This is a genomic window from Streptomyces acidiscabies, assembly GCF_020010905.1.
Taxonomy (GTDB): Bacteria; Actinomycetota; Actinomycetes; order Streptomycetales; family Streptomycetaceae; genus Streptomyces; species Streptomyces acidiscabies.
Genome location: NZ_JAGJBY010000001.1, coordinates 1969086 through 1989544, shown reverse-complemented (window position 1 = coordinate 1989544; position 20459 = coordinate 1969086). Strand labels below are relative to the sequence as shown.

At 69.1% G+C, this 20459-nt stretch carries 19 protein-coding genes and 1 pseudogene; 6 read left to right on the top strand and 14 right to left on the bottom strand.

Annotated features, from left to right (window positions below; translation table 11 throughout):
- Nucleotides 1–480 precede the first annotated feature (480 nt).
- From recD2 to J8M50_RS09400, 3 genes are all read left to right on the top strand, one after another.
- Nucleotides 481–2733, top strand: coding sequence for an SF1B family DNA helicase RecD2 (recD2, locus tag J8M50_RS09410; protein ID WP_010350126.1), 2253 nt, complete (start codon nucleotides 481–483; stop codon nucleotides 2731–2733).
- Nucleotides 2734–2994: 261 nt separating this feature from the next.
- Nucleotides 2995–4284: a citrate synthase gene (locus J8M50_RS09405; protein ID WP_010350127.1), complete on the top strand. Its 1290-nt coding sequence runs from the start codon at nucleotides 2995–2997 to the stop codon at nucleotides 4282–4284.
- A 215-nt stretch (nucleotides 4285–4499) separates the two neighbouring features.
- Complete coding sequence (locus J8M50_RS09400) at nucleotides 4500–5273, top strand: helix-turn-helix transcriptional regulator (RefSeq protein ID WP_010350128.1); 774 nt, start codon at nucleotides 4500–4502, stop codon at nucleotides 5271–5273.
- Between the two features lie 27 nt (nucleotides 5274–5300).
- On the opposite strand, the gene J8M50_RS09395 is transcribed toward J8M50_RS09400, so the two are convergent.
- The 9 genes from J8M50_RS09395 to J8M50_RS09355 form a co-directional block, all read right to left on the bottom strand.
- Nucleotides 5301–5804, bottom strand: a complete 504-nt coding sequence (locus J8M50_RS09395; protein ID WP_010350129.1) for a hypothetical protein — start codon at nucleotides 5802–5804, stop codon at nucleotides 5301–5303.
- A 334-nt stretch (nucleotides 5805–6138) separates the two neighbouring features.
- On the bottom strand, nucleotides 6139–6528 hold the full coding sequence (gene rbsD, locus J8M50_RS09390; protein WP_010350130.1) for a D-ribose pyranase: 390 nt from the start codon (nucleotides 6526–6528) through the stop codon (nucleotides 6139–6141).
- Nucleotides 6525–7430, bottom strand: a complete 906-nt coding sequence (locus J8M50_RS09385; RefSeq protein WP_010350131.1) for a ribokinase — start codon at nucleotides 7428–7430, stop codon at nucleotides 6525–6527. Before J8M50_RS09385 ends, rbsD begins: the two co-directional genes overlap by 4 nt.
- Nucleotides 7431–7507: 77 nt before the next feature.
- Nucleotides 7508–9454, bottom strand: coding sequence for an ABC transporter permease/substrate-binding protein (locus J8M50_RS09380; protein ID WP_010350132.1), 1947 nt, complete (start codon nucleotides 9452–9454; stop codon nucleotides 7508–7510).
- Nucleotides 9444–10964, bottom strand: a complete 1521-nt coding sequence (locus tag J8M50_RS09375) for a sugar ABC transporter ATP-binding protein (protein WP_010350133.1) — start codon at nucleotides 10962–10964, stop codon at nucleotides 9444–9446. The genes J8M50_RS09380 and J8M50_RS09375 overlap by 11 nt, the downstream gene beginning before the upstream one ends.
- Complete coding sequence (locus tag J8M50_RS09370) at nucleotides 10961–11977, bottom strand: LacI family DNA-binding transcriptional regulator (RefSeq protein WP_010350134.1); 1017 nt, start codon at nucleotides 11975–11977, stop codon at nucleotides 10961–10963. The genes J8M50_RS09375 and J8M50_RS09370 overlap by 4 nt, the downstream gene beginning before the upstream one ends.
- Nucleotides 11978–12098: 121 nt before the next feature.
- Nucleotides 12099–12569 (bottom strand): GNAT family N-acetyltransferase, encoded by a 471-nt coding sequence (locus tag J8M50_RS09365; RefSeq protein ID WP_010350135.1) that lies wholly within the window; start codon nucleotides 12567–12569, stop codon nucleotides 12099–12101.
- 98 nt (nucleotides 12570–12667) lie between these two features.
- Nucleotides 12668–12865, bottom strand: coding sequence for a hypothetical protein (locus J8M50_RS09360; RefSeq protein WP_010350136.1), 198 nt, complete (start codon nucleotides 12863–12865; stop codon nucleotides 12668–12670).
- Nucleotides 12862–13269, bottom strand: a complete 408-nt coding sequence (locus tag J8M50_RS09355) for a hypothetical protein (RefSeq protein WP_010350137.1) — start codon at nucleotides 13267–13269, stop codon at nucleotides 12862–12864. The genes J8M50_RS09360 and J8M50_RS09355 overlap by 4 nt, the downstream gene beginning before the upstream one ends.
- 168 nt (nucleotides 13270–13437) lie before the next feature.
- On the opposite strand from J8M50_RS09355, the gene J8M50_RS09350 reads away from it, so the two are divergent.
- Together J8M50_RS09350 and J8M50_RS09345 are read left to right on the top strand one after the other, a co-directional pair.
- Nucleotides 13438–14280 carry a helix-turn-helix domain-containing protein gene (locus J8M50_RS09350; RefSeq protein WP_010350138.1) on the top strand — a complete coding sequence of 281 codons (843 nt, stop codon included), beginning with the start codon at nucleotides 13438–13440 and terminating at the stop codon, nucleotides 14278–14280.
- Nucleotides 14262–14465 (top strand): DUF397 domain-containing protein, encoded by a 204-nt coding sequence (locus J8M50_RS09345; protein ID WP_010350139.1) that lies wholly within the window; start codon nucleotides 14262–14264, stop codon nucleotides 14463–14465. The genes J8M50_RS09350 and J8M50_RS09345 overlap by 19 nt, the downstream gene beginning before the upstream one ends.
- Before the next feature lie 63 nt (nucleotides 14466–14528).
- Here J8M50_RS09345 and J8M50_RS09340 read toward each other — a convergent pair.
- The 5 genes and pseudogenes from J8M50_RS09340 to J8M50_RS09320 all read right to left on the bottom strand — a co-directional run.
- A pseudogene (locus J8M50_RS09340) lies at nucleotides 14529–15028 on the bottom strand (sugar phosphate isomerase/epimerase family protein); the annotation flags it as partial.
- Nucleotides 15029–15070: 42 nt separating this feature from the next.
- Nucleotides 15071–15892: an MOSC domain-containing protein gene (locus J8M50_RS09335; protein WP_010350140.1), complete on the bottom strand. Its 822-nt coding sequence runs from the start codon at nucleotides 15890–15892 to the stop codon at nucleotides 15071–15073.
- 99 nt (nucleotides 15893–15991) lie between these two features.
- Nucleotides 15992–16825 carry a sugar phosphate isomerase/epimerase family protein gene (locus J8M50_RS09330; RefSeq protein WP_010350141.1) on the bottom strand — a complete coding sequence of 278 codons (834 nt, stop codon included), beginning with the start codon at nucleotides 16823–16825 and terminating at the stop codon, nucleotides 15992–15994.
- Nucleotides 16822–17976, bottom strand: coding sequence for a dihydrodipicolinate synthase family protein (locus J8M50_RS09325; protein WP_010350142.1), 1155 nt, complete (start codon nucleotides 17974–17976; stop codon nucleotides 16822–16824). Before J8M50_RS09325 ends, J8M50_RS09330 begins: the two co-directional genes overlap by 4 nt.
- The gene (locus J8M50_RS09320; protein WP_010350143.1) at nucleotides 17973–19124 is read right to left on the bottom strand and encodes a Gfo/Idh/MocA family protein; all 1152 of its coding nucleotides are present in this window, start codon (nucleotides 19122–19124) and stop codon (nucleotides 17973–17975) included. Before J8M50_RS09320 ends, J8M50_RS09325 begins: the two co-directional genes overlap by 4 nt.
- Before the next feature lie 246 nt (nucleotides 19125–19370).
- Here J8M50_RS09320 and J8M50_RS09315 point away from each other — a divergent pair, with 246 nt between their 5' ends.
- Nucleotides 19371–20417 (top strand): LacI family DNA-binding transcriptional regulator, encoded by a 1047-nt coding sequence (locus J8M50_RS09315; RefSeq protein WP_010350144.1) that lies wholly within the window; start codon nucleotides 19371–19373, stop codon nucleotides 20415–20417.
- Nucleotides 20418–20459 lie beyond the last annotated feature (42 nt).

Here is a 20459-nt window from a genome sequence, read left to right as displayed (position 1 = left end):
CCCGGGCTCGGATAAGGGCGGGAATCCAGCGGCGGCAGGCGGTGTTCGGGGGGAAGTCCGAGCGGGCTCGCATTCGGTGGGGAATAGCGGCGGGTCACGGTCGGGTGACTCACCGAAAAGACCAGCGCGACCGCGAGGAGTAACAGCGAGGCGGCGGCGCACGAGCCCAGGACCAGGGCTCTGTACGGGTGCGACGGCATGACGGCATCTCCGGGCGCGGAACGGTGGGGGGTCTCCAGGAGCCGGATATCGCGGGCGGCACGATATTTCTTCGCGTCCTCGCGATGAGATGTTCGATCCTCTCACGCACATGATCGAGGAAATAGACCGTCAGCTTACTTGAAGTGTAAAGCTTCGATCTCGGTTGTGAATCGATGGTGAAAAGTGAGCGCCGGTCGGATACTGACCGGTCGCTTTTCCAAACGGCCCGGAATCGGCCGTGCACACCCCGTTGTCAGACCCGGGCGGTACCTTCGGATCATGTCCAGTCAGGCGGGGAACCCATCGGGCGAACGGCGGTCGACGACCCTCGAAGGCGTACTGGAGCGCATCACGTACGCGAACGAGGAGAACGGCTACACGATCGCCCGCGTAGACACCGGCAGAGGCGCCGGTGATCTTCTCACGGTCGTCGGCGCGCTCCTCGGCGCGCAGGTCGGGGAGTCGCTGCGGATGGAGGGCCGCTGGGGCTCGCACCCGCAGTACGGCAAGCAGTTCACCGTGGAGAACTACACGACCGTCCTGCCCGCGACCGTCCAGGGCATCCGGCGCTACCTGGGCTCCGGTCTGGTCAAAGGGATCGGCCCGGTCTTCGCCGACCGCATCACGCAGCACTTCGGCGTGGACACCCTCAGGATCATCGAGGAGGAGCCGAAGCGGCTGATCGAGGTCCCCGGCCTCGGCCCCAAGCGCACGCGCAAGATCGCCGACGCCTGGGAGGAGCAGAAGGCGATCAAGGAGGTCATGCTCTTCCTCCAGACCGTCGAGGTGTCGACGTCCATCGCGGTGCGCATCTACAAGAAGTACGGCGACGCCTCGATCTCCGTCGTCAAGAACCAGCCGTACCGCCTCGCGGCCGACGTGTGGGGCATCGGGTTCCTCACCGCCGACAAGATCGCCCAGTCCGTGGGCATCCCGCACGACAGCCCCGAGCGCGTGAAGGCGGGCCTCCAGTACGCGCTCTCGCAATCCGCCGACCAGGGCAACTGCTACCTCCCCGAGGAGCGCCTCATCGCGGACGCGGTGAAGCTCCTCCAGGTCGACACCGGGCTGGTCATCGAGTGCCTGGCGGAGCTCGCCGGGCCGCCGGCCGAGGAGGACGGGGAGCCCGGTGTCGTACGGGAGAAGGTGCCCGGTCCGGACGGGGAGCCGGTGACGGCCGTGTACCTGGTGCCGTTCCACCGCGCGGAGCTGTCGCTCTCCGGCCAGCTGCTGCGGCTGCTGCGCACCGGCGAGGACCGGATGCCGGGGTTCCGGGACATCGTCTGGGACAAGGCGCTGGAGTGGCTGAAGCGGCGTACGGGGGCGGAGCTGGCGCCCGAGCAGGAGGCGGCCGTACGGCTCGCGCTGAGCGAGAAGGTCGCGGTGCTGACGGGCGGGCCGGGGTGCGGGAAGTCGTTCACCGTGCGGTCGATCGTGGAGCTGGCGCGCGCGAAGCGGGCGAAGGTGCTGCTGGCCGCGCCGACCGGGCGCGCGGCGAAGCGGCTCGCGGAGCTGACCGGCGCGGAGGCGTCGACCGTGCACCGGCTGCTGGAGCTGAAGCCTGGCGGGGACGCGGCGTACGACCGGGACCGGCCGCTGGACGCGGACCTGGTCGTCGTCGACGAGGCGTCGATGCTGGACCTGCTGCTCGCCAACAAGCTGGTGAAGGCCGTCCCCCCGGGCGCGCACCTGCTGTTCGTGGGGGACGTCGACCAGTTGCCCAGCGTGGGCGCGGGTGAGGTGCTGCGGGATCTGCTCGCCGAGGGCGGGCCGGTGCCGGCGGTGCGGCTGACGCGCGTGTTCCGGCAGGCGCAGCAGTCGGGGGTGGTGACCAACGCGCACCGGATCAACGCCGGGCAGCATCCGGTGACCGACGGGATGGCGGACTTCTTCCTGTTCGTCGAGGACGACACGGAGGAGGCGGGGAAGCTCGCGGTGGACGTGGCCGCGCGGCGCATCCCGGCCAAGTTCGGGCTCGATCCGCGGCGCGACGTACAGGTCCTGGCGCCGATGCACCGGGGGCCCGCGGGCGCCGGGAACCTCAACGGGCTGCTCCAGCAGGTCATCACGCCCGGCCGGCCCGACGTACCCGAACGGCGGTTCGGGGGGCGGGTGTTCCGGGTCGGGGACAAGGTCACGCAGGTGCGCAACAACTACGACAAGGGGGCCAACGGGGTCTTCAACGGGACCGTCGGCGTCATCACCTCACTCGACCCGGTGGAACAGAACCTCACCGTGCTGACGGACGAGGACGAGGAGGTGCCGTACGACTTCGACGAGCTGGACGAACTGGCGCACGCGTACGCCGTCACCATCCACCGGTCGCAGGGCAGCGAGTATCCCGCCGTTGTGATTCCCGTCACGACGGGCGCATGGATGATGCTCCAGCGGAACCTGCTCTACACGGCCGTCACACGCGCGAAACGGCTGGTCGTGCTCGTCGGGTCGCGCAAGGCGATCGGGCAGGCCGTCCGGACGGTCTCCGCGGGGAGGCGGTGCACGGCGCTGGACTTCAGACTGGCGAACGGGTGAGCGGGCGCACCGGAGGGCATGCCCCCTCGCGCGCCTACCCTGTGAAGTCGCGGGAAAAAATGATCGATCAAATGAGTCACGAAGGTCACAGAGCACTTCCGGAAGCGGAACAAAGGCGGCAGGATGAGCAAGTTGGCGGCACTGAGTGCCGCCGACACGCCCGATGGCCGACCCCGAGTGCACTCTCCTGCGCCAAATGGGGGATGGTAGAGACAGTCAGGGCAACCTCGAAGATGAGGCACAACGTCGGTGAGGGAAGACGTGAGCGACAACTCTGTAGTACTGCGGTACGGCGACGGCGAGTACACCTACCCGGTGATCGACAGCACCGTCGGTGACAAGGGCTTCGACATCGGGAAGCTCCGCGCCCAGACCGGTCTCGTGACACTCGACAGCGGCTACGGCAACACCGCCGCGTACAAATCCGCGATCACCTACCTCGACGGCGAGGCGGGCATCCTGCGCTACCGGGGTTACCCGATCGAGCAGCTGGCCGAGCGCTCCACGTTCCTGGAGGTCGCCTACCTGCTGATCAACGGCGAGCTGCCGACCGTCGACGAGCTCTCCGTGTTCAAGAGCGACATCACGCAGCACACGCTGCTCCACGAGGACGTCAAGAACTTCTACCGGGGGTTCCCGCGCGACGCGCACCCGATGGCGATGCTGTCGTCCGTCGTCTCCGCGCTGTCGACGTTCTACCAGGACAGCCACAATCCGTTCGACGAGAAGCAGCGCAATCTCTCGACGATCCGGTTGCTCGCGAAGCTTCCGACCATCGCCGCGTACGCGTACAAGAAGTCCGTCGGGCATCCGTTCGTCTACCCGCGCAACGATCTCGGGTACGTCGAGAACTTCCTGCGGATGACGTTCTCCGTGCCGGCGCAGGACTACGACCTCGATCCCGTCGTCGTCGCCGCGCTCGACAAGCTGCTGATTCTGCACGCCGACCACGAGCAGAACTGTTCGACCTCGACCGTCCGCCTTGTCGGGTCGTCGCAGGCCAACATGTTCGCTTCCATCTCCGCGGGCATCAACGCGCTGTGGGGGCCCCTCCACGGTGGCGCCAACCAGTCCGTCCTGGAGATGCTCGAAGGGATTCAGGCGAGCGGGGGTGACGTCGACTCCTTCATCCGCAAGGTGAAGAACAAGGAGGACGGCGTTCGGCTCATGGGCTTCGGGCACCGGGTCTACAAGAACTTCGACCCCCGCGCGAAGATCATCAAGGCTGCTGCGCACGATGTGCTGTCCGCGCTCGGTAAGTCCGACGAGCTGCTCGACATCGCGCTGAAGCTTGAGGAGCACGCGCTCTCCGACGACTACTTCGTGTCGCGGAGCCTGTATCCCAACGTCGACTTCTACACCGGGCTCATCTACCGGGCGATGGGCTTCCCGACGGAGATGTTCACGGTGCTGTTCGCGCTGGGGCGTCTGCCGGGGTGGATCGCTCAGTGGCACGAGATGATCAAGGAGCCGGGGTCGCGTATCGGGCGTCCGCGGCAGATCTACACGGGTGTTGTGGAGCGGGACTTCGTCCCGGTCGAGGAGCGTTAGCCTTCGGGTGAGTTGTGGGTTCGGGGTCCTTTCGCCTGGTGGCGGGAGGGCCCTTTGCCTATGTGGGGGGTTCTCTCCGCCGTGCGGCCACCTGTGTGACGATCCGTAAATTCACTACAAGTACGACTTGTGCTAGAAAGTTCAAGCACACCAGGTCACCCGAAACCCGGTGCGGTCCCCCACCCCCCTCACCGCGCACCCCGCATGGAGACGCAGTGCCGCACGACCTCGCCTTCCCCCCACAGCCGTTGCGCACCGAGTCGCTGACCGTGGCTCTGGTGAGCCGTCACGGCAGCCGGCCGCCCGCCATGGCGAACGTCGAGAGCCGGCTCGTAGAAGAGCCGCACGAGATTCGCGCGAGCGACGACGTCGTCCTGTTCTACGGCCCCGGCCCGGCGCGGGAACTGGAGCGGTTCTCGGCGGAGGGCGGTCTGCCGCCCGTCGCGGTGCTGGCGTACTGGCTCGACTGGCAGGACGTACGGCAGGCCCTGGACCACGGCGCCGGCAGCTACCTGCTGGAGACCGTTCACGTGTCGCGGTGGCTCCCGTGGATGCTGCTGTGGACGGCGCGCGGAGGAAGCTGCCTCGATCCGGTGATCGCCGCCGAACCGGGCAAGGTCGTCGGCCGGGTGGGTGCTCAGGAGCACGGGTTTCGCACGCTGTCCGAGCGGGAGCGGCAGGTCATGGAACTGCTCGCCGCCGGACAGGGTGTCCGCGACATCGCCCGGGGCATGTTCCTGACCGAGAAGACGGTGCGGAACTATCTGAGCCGCATCTACGCGAAGCTCGAAGTGCGGGGACGGTCCGAGGCCATCCTCCGCTGGCTCGGGCATCTGGGCGGCACGACGTGCGGCGAGACGCGGAAGCCGGACGGACGGGGTACGGACCACGTGTCAGAGGTGACGTCGTCACGGCACATCGTGTCGCGGCGCGCGGGCAGGGGTGGGCCCGCTACTGGGCCCACCCCTGCTGTCCCGTACGTCAGTTGACGTTCACGCCGCTCGGCGGCGAGTCGGTCAGGCCTGCCGGCACCCGGCGCCGAGGCCGTCGGTCCAGCCGCCGTCGGTGCAGACGAACATGGCGGGATTCGTGATGCGGACCTGTACGAGCGTGAACGTCCCGTTCTTCGGGCTGGGACCGTTGTACGAGGCCGTGTAGCCGATGCCCGGGGAGACCTTGTTCCCCCGGCAGGAGCCGTCGCTGAACGCGTCGATCGAGAACGAGGTGCCCTCGCCCACCTGGAGCCCGGTGCTGATATTGGCGCTGCGGTCGCCCGGACGGCCGGTGCAGAACGCGCCCGTGCCGGGGATGGTCACCAGGACGCTGTTGGCGCTGTCGGGAAGGCTGACCCGTCCGCCCTGGATGGAGAGCGGGACATTGCCTCCGCCCCTGTTGGACAGTGCGGCATAGGCGGTGCCGCCCGTCATGGCGACCGCGCCGAGGCCCATTCCGGCCACGGCCAGCAGGCCCAGGGACTTGTTCAGGAGACGACGCCCGTTCGGACGACTCGACGTGAGCACAGTGGCTCCTCTCGTTTCGGTGGCTGTGTTCCTGATCAAGATTTCCGTGGGTAACCATGAGGTGATAGAGGCAAATGACCCCAACTCCCGAGTAGGGCGGGACCGGTGACTTCTGCCTTTATGGGTGATCCGCGTGCGACGCCGCCGCTGATGCCGGCGCCCGGAAAAATCTTGCAGAAGCCGTACAACCCTTTGCCACCCAGCCCGGTCGTACTGTGCGTCGGAACCCTGGAGGGGGATCTGGGGGGATCACGAGGGTTCCGACACGGAGGGGGAAACGCCGAGGGGCCCGGTCGACGGACGGGGCCCCTCGAAGCATTTCCGGCACCGGGAGCTAGAAGAACACCCCGCACCGCAACAGCACGTTCGCGTACGGCCGGGCCTCCCCCGTCCGCACCACCAACCGTGCCCCCGCGCTCAGTTCCTTCAGCTTCTCGTGCGACACGTACGCCAGCTCCGCGAACGACCCGGCCAACAACGCGTCCGCAGCAGGGTTCGCCTCCCGCACCTCCGCCGCCGCGACCGCCCCCTCGACCACCAACTCGTCGAGCAGCCCGGCGAGTACGTCCTCGAACGACGGCACCCCCGCCCGGAACGCGAGGTCGACCACCCGGGGCCCGTCCGGGATCGGCATCCCCGCGTCGCAGACGAGCACCCCGTCCCCGTGCCCCAACTCGGCGATGGCCCCCGCGAGATGGCGATTCAGAATCCCACCCTTCTTCACAGAGCTTCGACCTCCTCGGCCGTGGGGAACGACTCCTGCGCACCCCGCCGCGTCACCGCGACCGCACCGACGCGAGCCGCGTAAGCAGCGGCCTCCGCGAGAGACGCACCCGCCCCCAACTTCCAGGCCAGCGCGGCCGTGAAGGAGTCCCCGGCGCCGGTCGTGTCGACGGCGTCGACCTTCACGGACGCGACTCGCGCGACCCCCTCATCCGAAGACGCGACCAACGCTCCCTCCGAACCCAGCGTCACCACCACCGACTTGGGCCCACTCGCGAGCAACTCCCGCGCCCACTCGGCAGGATCGTCCCCGATCGAGCCACCACCCAGGATCACCCGGGCCTCGTGCTCGTTGACGATCAGCGGATCGCACGCGGCCAACACCTCGGCGGGCAGCGCCTGCGGGGGAGAGGGGTTCAGCACGAACCGCGTACCGGACGGCAGTTGCCGCACGACCTCCACGACCGACTCCAGCGGGATCTCCAACTGCGCCGAGACTACCCGCGAGGCGTGGAACAGGGACCCGGCGGACCGGATGTCCTCAGGCGTCAGCCGCCCGTTCGCACCGGGCGACACCACGATGCTGTTGTCCCCCGACGGGTCGACGGTGATCAGCGCGACGCCGGTCGGCGCCCCGCCCACCAGCACGCCGACCGTGTCGACCCCGGCGCCGCGCTGCGACTCCAGCAGCAGCCGCCCGTTCGCGTCGTCCCCGACCCGCGCGAGCAGCGCCGTACGCGCACCGAGCCGCGCGGCGGCGACCGCCTGGTTGGCCCCCTTGCCGCCGGGATGGACGGCGAGGTCCGACCCGAGCACCGTCTCCCCGGCGCCGGGCCTGCGCTCGACACCGATCACGAGATCGGCGTTGGCCGAACCGACGACCAGCAGGTCGTAGTCGTACATGAATTGACTCCCAGTCATCCCTGTGAACGGCGGTGCGGGTGACGGGAGTTCACCCCGCCACCCACCCCTGAGCTGTCTCAGCCGCTGAACCCGGCCACGTTCTCCTTCGTGACCACCTTCACCGGCACCTTGATCGTCTCCTCGACCTTCTCCCCCTTGATCGCCTTCAGCGCGTTGTCCACCGCGATCTTCCCGAGCTGCGACGGCTGCTGAGCCACGGACGCGTACAGCGTCCCCTGCTCAACCGCCTTGAGCCCATCGGGAGTTCCGTCGAACCCGACGACCTGCACGGACTTCCCGGCCTTCGACCCGAGCGCCTTGGCCGCGCCCAGCGCCATCTCGTCGTTCGCGGCGATGACACCCTGCACATCGGGGTGTGCCTGGAGCAGGTTCGACATCACGTCGAGCCCCTTGGTCCGGTCGAAGTCCGCCGGCTGCTGTGCGACGACCTGGATCCCCGGGTACGCCTTGAGCCCCTTGGCGAAGCCCTCGGCCCGCTCGCGCGCGGCGGACGTACCCGCCTGCCCCTGAAGGATGACGATCTTCCCGTTGCCGCCGAGCTTCTCGGCGATGGTCTTCGCCGCCTGCTCACCACCGGCGACGTTGTCGGAGGCGACCAGCGCGTCCACATCGGCCTTGTTCACGCCACGGTCGACGGCGATGACCGGGATCTTCGCCTTGTCCGCGGCCTTCACGGAGTTGCTCGCAGCGTCCGAGTCCACCGGGTTGACGATGATCGCCTTGAGGCCCGAACTGGTGAAGTTCTGGAGCTGGTTGGCCTGCTGCGAGGCGTCGTTCTGCGCGTCGGTGACGGTCAGGTCGACACCGAGCTTCTTCGCCTCGGCCTGCGCCCCGGACCGGATCTGCACGAAGAACGGGTTGTTGAGGGTGGAGAGCGAAAGCCCGATCTTCTGGTTGCCGGACGTCGAGTCGTTGTGCAGGAACGAGGTCGCCCCCACGATCGCCACGGTCACCACAGCCGCGATGCCGTACGTCGCGACCTGCTTGCTCTTGCCCCCACCGGGCGCCCCGATCGCCGTAGGAGCCGCCCCGGCCTTGCGCCGCACCGTGTCCAGCAGCACCGCCAGCGCGATGACCACGCCGATCACGACCTGCTGCCAGAACGCGGAGACGTTCAGCAGGTTCAGCCCGTTGCGCAGCACCGCGAGGATCAGCGCACCGATCAGCGTCCCCGAGGCCTTACCCGTACCCCCGGCGAGGGACGCGCCCCCGATGACGACGGCCGCGATGGCGTCCAGCTCGTACCCGCTGGCGGCCTGCGGCTGCGCGGAGGAGAGCCGGGAGGCCAGCACGACACCGGCGATGGCGGCGAAGACACCGGACATCGCGTAGATCGCGAGCTTCTGCCGGTTCACCCGAAGACCCGACAGGCGTGCCGCTTCCTCGTTACCACCGATGGCGTACATCGAACGACCGATGTACGTACGGCTGAGGACGAACGCCGCGATGAGCCCCATGGCCACCATCACGAGCACCGGCACCGGCAGCCACCCGCCGAGCGTGTCACCGAGGTGGGAGATCGAGTCCGGGAACGCGGTCGGCGACCCGTCCGAGATCACCAGCGCGAGCCCGCGCCCCACCGACAGCATCGCGAGCGTCGCGATGAACGGCGGCAGCTTGCCGTACGAGATCAGGAAGCCGTTGATCAGACCGGCAGCGACACCCGTAGCCAGCGCCAGCAGCACGGCCAGCACCACCGGCACCCCGTGCGACGTGGCGCTCCACGCCAGCACGGTCGCCGACAGCGCCGCCACCGAACCCACCGACAGGTCGATGCCCGCCGAGACGATCACGAAGGTGACACCGAAGGCGAGGATGGCGGTCACGGCCGCCTGGACACCGACGTTGAGCAGGTTGTCGGTCGTCAGGAAGTCGCCCGACAGCGCCGACATGGCGATGACGAGGACGATCAGCGCGGTCAGCGCGCCGTTGTCGAGCAGCAGGCGGCGCACCGCCGCGGCGCCACCGGCGCCCGTACCGCTCTTGAGCGTTTCAGCGGCCACGGGGGGCCTCCAGTTCGGTAGTGGGGTTGCTCACGGCCAGCGACATGACCGCGTCCTGCGTGGCGTCGGCGGCGGACAGCTCGCCCGCGATGCGGCCCTGCGCCATCACCAGCACCCGGTCGCTCATACCGAGCACCTCGGGCAGATCGCTGGAGATCATGAGTACGGCCGCCCCGGCGGCCGTCAGTTCGTTGATCAGCTGGTAGATCTCGACCTTGGCGCCGACGTCGATCCCGCGCGTCGGCTCGTCGAGGATCAGCACCTTCGTGTCGGCCAGCAGCCACTTGCCGATGACGACCTTCTGCTGGTTCCCGCCGGACAGCGTGCGCACCTGCTGGCCGAGCCCGGCCATCCGTACGCCGAGCTGCTCGGCGATCCGCGCGGCGTCGTCGTGCTGGCTCTTGAGGTCGACGATGCCACTTCTGGTGGCAGACCTGAGAGTGACCAGTCCCAGGTTCTCCTCGACCGACTGATCGAGGACGAGACCCTGACCCTTGCGGTCCTCAGGTACTAGACCGATCCCGGCGGCCATCGCCGCGACGACGTCGTGCTTCTTCAAAGAGTCCCCGGAAACCCGGACCGTACCGTGGTCGTACGGGTCCGCCCCGAACACGGCGCGTACTACTTCAGTACGACCCGCGCCCACGAGACCGGCGATCCCGACGACCTCACCCGCGCGCACCTCGAAGCTGACGTCGTGGAAGACGCCGTCCCGGGTCAGCCCCTCCACGGACAGCAGCGCCGCGCCCGTGTCGGCCCGCTCGCGCGGGTACTGCTGCTCGATGGACCGGCCCACCATCAGCCGTACGAGTTCCTCCTCCGGCGTGGAGGCGGGCACCTGGCCGACCGACTTGCCGTCCCGGATGACCGTCACCCGGTCCCCGAGCGCGGCGATCTCCTCCAGGTGGTGCGTGATGAAGACGATCCCCACGCCGTCCTCGCGCAGCTTCCGCACGATGACGAACAGCTTCTCGACCTCCTCGGAGGTCAGCACGGCCGTCGGCTCGTCCATGATCAGTACGCGCGCGTTCAGGCTCAGCGCCTTCGCGATCTCGACCATCTGGAGCCGCGCGATGCCCAGTTCACGCACCCGCGCGCGGGGGGAGACGTTGACGCCGACGCGTGCGAGCAGCACCTCGGCGTCCGCCTCCATCCGCTTCCGGTCGATCATCCCGTACTTGCGCGGCTGGCGGCCCAGGAAGATGTTCTCGGCGACCGTCAGGTCGGGGACGAGGTTGAACTCCTGGTAGATCGTGGCGATCCCGAGCCGCTCGGAGTCCTGCGCACCATGGATGCGCACCTCCTCGCCGCCGGCCAGAATCCGTCCCTCGTCGGGGGTGTACGCACCGGAGAGCATCTTGATCAGCGTGCTCTTTCCCGCGCCGTTCTCACCCAGCAGGACATGGACCTCGCCCCGCCTCAGGTCGAAGTCGACGCGGTCCAGCGCGACCACCCCGGGGAAGGTCTTCCTGATGCCCTCGATGCGCAGCAACTCGTCCGCGTTGCTCACGACTGGCTCCTGTTCGTTACGGGGTTCTCGCCGCAGGAGCGGCGAACGACGAGACGGGCGGGGAGTGTCACCGACTGCGGCGCCCGCCCCTCGATGCGGTCCACGAGCGCGCGTACGGCCGCGCGGCCCAACTCGCCCGTGGGCTGGGCGATCGCGGTGATCGGCGGGTCCGTGTGCACGAACCAGCGGATGTCGTCGAACGCGGCGAGCGCGATGTCGTCCGGCACGCGCAGCCCGCGCGCGCGTACGGCGTCCAGGGCGCCCAGCGCCATCAGGTTGTCCGCCGCGAACACGACCTGCGGGGGTTCGGCGAGGTCGAGGAACCCCTCGGTGACCCGGCGTCCGCTCTCGGCCTGGAAGTCGCCCTGGCCGATGTACTGGGCCGGCAGGTCGAGCCCGCACTGCGCGAGCGCCTCCCGGAACGCCTCGACGCGCTCCTGGCCGGTCGTGGTCGCCGCGGGCCCCGCGATGATCGCGAGCCGCCGGTGGCCCAGCCGGTGCAGGTGCGCGACGAGATCCCGGACAGCCGCGCGGCCGTCCGACCGCACCACGGGTACGTCGACGCCGGGGATCCAGCGGTCCACGAACACCATCGGCGTCCCGCTCCGGGCGGCCTCCAGCATCAGCGGCGATCCGCCGTCGGTGGGCGAGACGAGCAGGCCGTCGATACGGCGGTCCAGCAGCGTCCGTACGTGGTGGTCCTGGAGGTCCGGCCGCTCGTCCGCGTTCCCGATGATCACGCTGTATCCGAGCGCCCGCGCCTCTTCCTCGACGGACCTCGCCAGCTCGGTGAAGTACGGGTTCAGCACGTCGCTGATCACGAGCCCGAGGGTGCGGGTCTGATCGGTACGCAGGGAGCGCGCGACGGCGTTGGGGCGGTACCCCAGCGCCTCGACGGCGGCCTCGACACGGGTCCGTGCGTCCGCACTGACCGAGGGGTGCCGATTCAGGACACGCGACACGGTCGCCACGGACACGCCCGCCTCGGCGGCAACATCCTTGATGCTCGCCATGACCGCCCCACCTCCTCGTGGAATCGATTACATCGACGTGTTAACTCGATTGGAATCGATTACATGCCCGAGATGCAAGGGTTACGCCACTGGCTGAAACCCGATCGTGATGAACCCCCGCTCAGATGAGCGCGAGCTCGTACCGGACTCCGCCGCGCTCAGTGGCGCCGGTGGTCACGAACCCGTTCCGCTCCAGGACGGTCTGCGAGGCGCGGTTTCCGGTGTCGGTCCCCGCGAAGAGTCCTCGGAGGCCGTACGTGTCTCGCGCCAGCCGGCACACCTCGCCGACGGCGCGTGTCGCGACTCCTCGCCCGGTCCAGCGCTCGCCCACTCGGTAGCCCAGCTCGGCGAGGTCGTCCTCTACGTCCACGAGGTTGATCCGGGCCGCCACTTCCTCGCCGCTCAGCAGGACGTGGAAGTGGCATACGCCCTCTTCCTGCTCGGCGAGGAGGCCGGCGAGTCGGTCGTCGAACTCCCGGAAGTAGTCGTCGCCACGGTCGGGGATGGTGCGGGCGAAGTAGGCGCGGTTCTCCAGCTCGAAGGCGAGCAGGGCGGGGGCGTGGTCGGCTCTGAGGCGCTCCAGACGGGTCATGGGGTGACGCTAGCTTGGGGGCGGGGGGCGGTGGAGTCCCGTCCGTCCGCTGCGGGGGACAGTGAACGGGCGGGACGTTCAGGGGTGTTGGGGGCGGATCAGGTGTGGAGGAGCCTCGTCAGGGTCGCTGCGGACATCGCGAAGAGGCTGGCGAGGCTCAGGGCTGTGAGGAGGGTGTCGAGGAGGCGGGGGGTGGGGGGCGGCGGGGGTTGCAGCGGCGGTGGGGGGATGCGGGGTGGGGGTGTCGCGTAGGTCGGGGGGACTTCGGTGATCTGGTGGGGGTGGAGGCGGGTCACTCCGTGGTGCCCTGGAGCTGGGGGTGGGCCTCGGCGTGGTGGCGGCGGAGGAGGACGTTCGCGTCGGCGGCTGCGCTGTAGTCCAGTTCCTTGGCGGCGGCTCGGCGGAGGGTGGCGAGTTCGTCGCAGGTGGCGCAGTTGGGGTAGGGGCGCGGGGGGACGTTCAGGTCGATCGCCGGTTCCAACGGGGGGTTCTTCGGCGGGGTGTTGAGGCTCTGGCGGTTCGCGGCCTTCACGCCGGCGCGGAGGCGTTCGGTGTCCGTCGGGGGGCGGAGGGTCTTGGGGTCGGCGGACCATTCGGTGCCGCCGCCGACGGGGCGGAGCATGGCGTACTTGCCGAGGTGGTCCTGGTATTCGCCGACCTTGTCGGTGGCGGGGTCGTAGTAGAGGGTTCCCGGTTCCATCGGGTATCGGTCCTTTCGCCCAACATCTGTACGGAATGCGGCAGTTGCACTACTCTGCGTATTCCTGGGTAAGAAGAGGATGGCCCAGGCTCGGGTGTCGGTGCAGCCGGAATGGGCGTTGGTTCCGGGTGGGGCGGCCAAATTCCATAAATTCCGGGAGGGGACGAGGTGCCACAGCGGAACCCGGTCACAGGACGCAGCCAGGAGCCGAGGAAGAGGTTCGCGCAGGAGCTGAGGCGGCTGCGGGAGGAGAAGGGGGAGACACTTCAGCAACTCGCGGACCAACTCGGGTGGGACGCTTCGACGTTCGGGAAGCTGGAGAGCGGGCGGAACCTGGGGAGTCCCGAGATCGTGGAGGCGCTGGACCAGCACTACGGGACGACGCCGTTGCTGATGGCGTTGTGGGAGTTGGCGATCTTGGACATGAAGCAGTTCAAGGCGGAGTTTCGGCCGTACATGGTGTGGGAGGCCAAGGCGGTCAGCATGTGGCACTACGGCGCCGAAAACCTTCACGGTCTGCTTCAAACTCCCGCGTATGCCCAGGAGTTCCTGGCGGCAGGCGGCATGACGGGTGACGAACTTGCCTCTCAGGTCGATGCGCGTATTAGCCGACGTGACCTCCTGGTCGGGGAGGACGCACCGACCTTCCGCTCGATCCTCTCGGAGGTCTCGCTGCGGACCCCGCTGGCCGACCTCGACGAATGGTGCATCCAACTCCAGCAACTGCTGGACCTGTCGGAGCTCAGCAACGTCACCATCCAGGTGCTCCCGGCGTCCGTCGGGCTTCACGCCCTGACGAACACGGACACCATGTTCCTCCAGGACGCCTCCGGTCAGACCGTCGCCTGGGTAGAGACCGGTTACGACGGCGAGTTGTTCGAAGAAACTGATGACATCCGACGGCTTCAGCTCAGATACGATCGGGTTCGCGATTTGGCCCTATCCCCGGACGAATCGCGCGAGTTCATCCGGCGGCTGTTGGAGGAAGCACGGTGCGCGACATCGACCTGAGAAACGTCTCGTGGCGCAAGAGCAGCTACAGCAACCAGTCCGGCGGGGCCTGCCTCGAATTCGCCTCCAACCTCCCCTCCCTCGTCCCCGTCCGCGACAGCAAAGCCCCCACCCTCGGCGCCCTCCTCTTCACCCCCGCCTCCTGGAACACCTTCGTCGACTCCGTCAAGGAATCCACGCGCTGACCTCACGCCGAGGCCCCGCCCAGGAAACGTTCCCGGGCGGGGCCCGTTGCGTCTCCCTCGCGCTCAGCCAGCCGCGTGTTCCACGAACCGCGCCGCCGTCTCCGCGAGGAGTTCACGGCCGTCGCGCGCCCGTTGAGCACGCCCTCAGGCAACGGCGTTGTCCAGTCGGTGAGTTGGAGGGTGTGGATCCGGCCCCGGCACTCGCGCGAGCGATCTACGCGGGCGCGTCGTCGTCCCACCAGATGTGGTACGTGGCCAGCGTCGAGACGACGCAGCGGTCCGAGCCGTACATCGGGTGGAGTGGCTCGATGGCGAGACGTACGCCGTGCTGCTCCGCGTACGGGCCCAACTCCCCCAGCGCGTCCGCGATCCGCTCACGGGCACCGCGCAGGTCCTTGGAACCCGCCGGAGACCAGAACCAGCGTGTCGGTGCCGAGAGTTGCCGCCTCCTCGATCGCACGGCGGTTGTCGGCCAGGGCCGCCGCCCGCTCGGCCGCGTCGATCGCCGTGAAGAAGCCGCCCCGGCAGAGGGTGGTCACGGTCAGGCCCGCGTCGCGGACGAGCGAGGGCTGTACGGTTTCCGCAAGATTTTTCCGGCCGTAGCTTCAGAGGCGTACGGCGTCCCCTTCGCGCACCGAGCCGCCCCGTACGACCTTCGCGTAGACGCCCACGCAGGGTTCGGGTTGCCGCCCCGGCAGTGCCGGGACCCGGTTGTGTAGGGCCGGGATGCGCAACGCCTCGGGGTCGCGCGGGAGTTGGCCGTGCTCCAGGGTCGGTACGGCACAGCGCGGGGTCGAGGCGATGATCTGGAGTACGGCGTCGCCGATGGCCAACTCCCGTCCTACCCAAGCGTGTTCGGGGAACCCCTCCCCCGCCGTGCCGATCACGAGGTTGGCCCGGTACCGCTCCGCCTCGACCGTGCCGCGTGGGCTGAGGGCCGCCAGTGTCCGCAGGGTGGACGTGGTGACGAGGTGGACGGGGGCGAAGTCGAAGAACGTGCCCGGCGGGGCCGCCGACCCGAACCGCACGACGTCGTGGGCGACTTGGGCCGTGACGCCCTGGTCCAGTACCTCTTCCGGACGGTCCCTGTCCAGGCTCGCGGCCGGGGGCGGTACGTCGATGAGGGTGACCTCGCGGCCGAGGTGGGCAGAGAGGGCCTCGTGCACGCCGGGGTCGTCGGCGGCGATGCGGTGGCCGTCGGGGGTGGTGATGTGGACGCCGGCTGCGGCCGACACCGCCGTACAGCGCGGCAACTCCCGCCAGAGGCGGGGGGACTTGGCGCTCGCGATCTTGCCGGTCTCCCGGTCGAGGAGGGCGAGGCGGCGGTCGCCGGTGAGGCCTCGGTCGGTCAGGGTGGCGGCCGGGAGGCGTTCGCCGAGCATCGACTTGACCGGGTAGCGGTGGAGTTGGGTGACGGACGCGATCATGCGGGCATGAGATCACGGCCCGGCGGATGCGGGGTGGTCCTCACAGAAAGACGACCACCCCGCACCGGAATCGGCGAGGGGTGGTCGGTGCGGTGCGGGTCAGCGGATCGCGTGCTCCACGAACCGCGCCGCCGTCTCCGCGAGGAGTTCGCGGCCGTCGCGGGCCCAGAGGTGGTCGTTGAAGAGTTCGACCTCGATGGCCCCGGTGTACCCGGCGTCCTCGACGTAGCGCTTCCACTCGCGCATGTCGATCGCGCCGTCGCCGATCTGGCCCCGGCCGTTGAGCACGCCTTCGGGCAACGGGGTTGTCCAGTCGGCGAGTTGGAAGGTGTGGATGCGGCCCCCTGCGCCCGCGCGGGCGATCTGCGCGGGCGCGTCGTCGTCCCACCAGATGTGGTACGTGTCGACGGCCACGCCCACCTGGTGCGCCGGGAAGCGTTCCGCGATGTCCAGGGCCTGGGCCAGCGTCGAGACGACGCAGCGGTCCGAGGCGTACATCGGGTGGAGCGGCTCGATGGCGAGACGTACGCCGTGCTGCTCGGCGTACGGGCCCAACTCCCCCAGCGCGTCGGCGATCCGCTCGCGGGCGCCGTGGAGGTCCTTGGAGCCGGCGGGGAGGCCGCCGGAGACCAGAACCAGGGTGTCGGTGCCGAGGGTGGCCGCCTCGTCGATCGCGCGGCGGTTGTCGGCGAGGGCCGCCGTTCGCTCGGCCGGGTCGATCGCCGTGAAGAAGCCGCCCCGGCAGAGGGTCGTGACGGTGAGGCCGGCGTCGCGGACGAGCTTGGCGGTGGCGTCAAGTCCGTACGTCTGGACGGGGTCCCGCCAGAGGCCGACCTTGTCGATGCCCAACTCGGCGCAGGCGTTGGCGAGTTCGGGGAGCGACAGTTGTTTGACCGTCATCTGGTTGATGGAGAAGCGCGCGAGGTCGGTCACTGGTTCACCCCGTACACCGCGAGCAGGCTCTTCATGCGCTCCTCGGCGAGCTTCGGGTCCGGGAACAGGCCCAGGCCGTCGGCGAGTTGGTAGGCGCGGGCGAAGTGCGGGAGGGAGCGCGCGGACTGGAGGCCGCCGACCATCGTGAAGTGGGACTGGTGTCCCGCGAGCCAGGCGAGGAACACAACTCCCGTCTTGTAGAAGCGGGTCGGCGTCTGGAACAGGTGCCGGGACAACTCGACGGTGGGGTCGAGGAGTTCACGGAAACCGGCCGTGTTGCCCGTGTCCAGGACGCGTACGGCCTCGGCGGCGAGCGGGCCCAGCGGGTCGAAGATGCCGAGGAGGGCGTGGCTGAAGCCCTTCTCGTCTCCCGCGATCAGCTCGGGGTAGTTGAAGTCGTCGCCGGTGTAGCAGCGGACGCCCTGCGGGAGCCTGCGGCGCAGGTCCACCTCGCGCTGCGCGTCGAGCAGGGAGACCTTGATGCCGTCGACCTTGTCGGGGTGGGCGGCGATCACTTCGAGGAACGTGTCGGTCGCCGCGTCGAGGTCGGAGGAGCCCCAGTAGCCCTCAAGTGCCGGGTCGAACATGGGGCCCAGCCAGTGCAGGACGACCGGTTCGGCGGCCTGGCGCAGGAGGTGGCCGTAGATCTCCAGGTAGTCCTCGGGGCCCTGGGCGGCTGCCGCGAGCGCCCTGGACGCCATCAGGATGGCCTGGGCGCCGGACTCCTCGACGAGCGCCAACTGCTCCTCGTAGGCCGCTCGGATCGCCGCGAGGGACCCGCCGTCCGTGAGCTGGTCGGTGCCGACGCCGCACGCGATGCGTCCGCCAACCGCCTTGGCCTCGGCGGCACTTCGGCGGATCAGCTCCGCCGCGCCCGCCCAGTCGAGGCCCATGCCGCGCTGTGCGGTGTCCATCGCCTCGGCGACACCGAGGCCGTGGGACCAGAGGTGGCGGCGGAAGGCGAGGGTGGCGTCCCAGTCGACGGCGGCCGGGGAGTCGGGCGACACGTCGGCGTACGGGTCCGCGACGACGTGGGCCGCCGAGAAGACCGTACGGGAGGTGAAGGGGACGCCGGGGGTGACGGCGAAGGGTTCGGCGCGTGGCTCGTACGCGTGCAACCCGCCGTCCGGGGAGGGGAGTTGGATGGTCACAGCGAGATCTCCGGGACGTCGAAGCGGCGGCCCTCGGTGGACGACTTCAGCCCCAGCTCGGCGAGTTGGACGCCGCGGGCGCCCGCGAGGAGGTCCCAGTGGTAGGGGGCGTCGGCGTACACGTGCTTGAGGAAGAGTTCCCACTGTGCCTTGAAGCCGTTGTCGAACTCGCCGTTGTCCGGGACCTCCTGCCACTGGTCGCGGAAGACCTCGGTGGCGGGGATGTCCGGGTTCCAGACCGGCTTCGGGGTCGAACTGCGGTGCTGGGCGCGGCAGTTGCGCAGGCCCGCGACGGCCGAGCCCTCGGTGCCGTCGACCTGGAACTCGACGAGTTCGTCGCGGTTGACGCGCACGGCCCAGGACGAGTTGATCTGGGCGATGGCGCCGCCGTCGAGCTCGAAGATGCCGTACGCGGCGTCGTCCGCCGTCGCGTCGTACGGCTTGTCGTTCTCGTCCCAGCGCTGCGGGATGTGGGTCGTGGCGAGCGCCTGGACGGACTTCACGCGGCCGAACAGCTCGTGCAGGACGTACTCCCAGTGCGGGAACATGTCGACAACGATGCCGCCGCCGTCCTCCGCGCGGTAGTTCCACGACGGACGCTGGGCCGGCTGCCAGTCGCCCTCGAAGACCCAGTAGCCGAACTCGCCGCGGATGGACAGGATGCGGCCGAAGAAGCCGCCGTCGATGAGGCGCTTCAGCTTGAGCAGGCCAGGGAGGAAGATCTTGTCCTGGACGACACCGTGCTTGACGCCCTTCGCGTTCGCGAGGCGGGCCAGCTCCAGGGCGCCGTCGAGGCCGGTCGCGGTCGGCTTCTCGGTGTAGATGTGCTTGCCCGCGGTAATCGCTTTCTTGATCGCGTCCTCGCGGGCGGAGGTCACCTGGGCGTCGAAGTAGATGTCGACGGTCGGGTCGGCGAGGACCGCGTCGACGTCCGTGGAGATGTGCTCCAGACCGTGTTCGTCCGCCATCGCGCGCAGCACGTGCTCGCGGCGGCCGACGAGGATCGGTTCGGGCCACAGCACCGTGCCGTCGCCGAGGTCGAGGCCGCCCTGTTCGCGGAGGGCGAGGATGGATCGGACGAGGTGCTGGCGGTAGCCCATCCGTCCGGTGACGCCGTTCATGGCGATACGCACCGTTTTGCGTGTCACGTCGGTCCCTTCGGAGAAGTCGTACGCGGGGAGAGTGCGCCGCACGCACGCCTCCACCTGATCAGCGTCACAGCAAGCGCTTTCTATTACTCCTGGCAAGCTAGCCTCTGACCAGTGGTCCGGACAAGACCGTGTCCAGTTCGAGACACTCGGGTCGTTCGAGGGGGCGAACGGTACGGCCGTTCGGCCGTAGGGTCTCTCCGGTACGACGATGTACGGCGACGCGCGACCCCGGAGGACGACGAGATGACGGTGACCCTGGCGGACGTGGCGGCCCGCGCACAGGTCTCCCCCGCGACGGTGTCGCGCGTACTGAACGGGAACTATCCCGTCGCGGCCTCGACCCGGGAGCGGGTCCTGCGCGCCGTGGACGAGCTGGACTACGTCCTGAACGGCCCCGCGAGCGCGCTCGCCGCCGCCACCTCCGATCTCGTCGGCATCCTGGTCAACGACATCGCCGACCCCTTCTTCGGGATCATGGCCGGTGCCATTCAGTCCGAGATCGGTGGGACCGGGGGGCGCGCGGGGGGTGAGCGGCTCGCGGTCGTGTGCAACACCGGGGGCGATCCCGAACGTGAGTTGACTTACCTGACGTTGCTGCAACGGCAGCGCGCTGCGGCCGTCGTCCTGACCGGCGGCGCGATGGAGAACGAGCCCCACGCGGCGGCCGTGGCCGCGAAGTTGCGCCGGCTGGAGGAGGCGGGGACGCGGATCGTGCTGTGCGGGCGGCCTCCGGCGCCGGACACCGGGGCGATCGCGCTCACCTTCGACAACCGGGGCGGGGGGCGGGAGTTGACCGAGCATCTCCTCGGGCTCGGGCATCGGCGGCTCGGCTATATCGCCGGGCCCGAGGAGCGGACGACCACTCGGCATCGGCTTGAGGGGCATCGGGCGGCTCTGGAGGCCGCTGGGGTCGAGGAGTTGGCCGGGTGGACCGTTCATGGGCCTTATGACCGACGGGCGGGGTATGAGGCTACGCTCGAACTCCTGCGGCGCGACCCGTCGTTGACTGCTGTTGTCGCCGCTAACGACTCTGTGGCGCTCGGGGCTTGCGCCGCGCTGCGGGACTCGGGGTTGCGGATTCCTGATGACGTTTCTGTAGCCGGTTTCGATGACTTGCCGTTCAGTATCGATGCGGTGCCTGCGTTGACGACTGTTCGGTTGCCGCTTGCTGAGGCGGGGGCTCGGGCGGGGCGGATTGCGATGGGGCGGGAGGAGCCGCCGCCCGGGGGGATTGCCGTGATCCGGGGGGAGTTGATGGTTCGGGGGTCCTCCGGGGCGCCGCGGGGGTAAGCGGTTGCTGGGGGCTACTAGAGGTTGCTGATAGTTGCTGGG

Bases quoted from the DNA above. Each gene is read 5' to 3' on its own strand.
- recD2 (WP_010350126.1), top strand. From the start codon at position 481: ATGTCCAGTCAGGCGGGGAACCCATCGGGCGAACGGCGGTCGACGACC.
- J8M50_RS09385 (WP_010350131.1), bottom strand. From the start codon at position 7,430: ATGTACGACTACGACCTGCTGGTCGTCGGTTCGGCCAACGCCGATCTC.
- J8M50_RS09370 (WP_010350134.1), bottom strand. From the start codon at position 11,977: ATGGCGAGCATCAAGGATGTTGCCGCCGAGGCGGGCGTGTCCGTGGCG.
- J8M50_RS09365 (WP_010350135.1), bottom strand. From the start codon at position 12,569: ATGACCCGTCTGGAGCGCCTCAGAGCCGACCACGCCCCCGCCCTGCTC.
- J8M50_RS09355 (WP_010350137.1), bottom strand. From the start codon at position 13,269: ATGGAACCGGGAACCCTCTACTACGACCCCGCCACCGACAAGGTCGGC.
- J8M50_RS09335 (WP_010350140.1), bottom strand. From the start codon at position 15,892: ATGATCGCGTCCGTCACCCAACTCCACCGCTACCCGGTCAAGTCGATG.
- J8M50_RS09315 (WP_010350144.1), top strand. From the start codon at position 19,371: ATGACGGTGACCCTGGCGGACGTGGCGGCCCGCGCACAGGTCTCCCCC.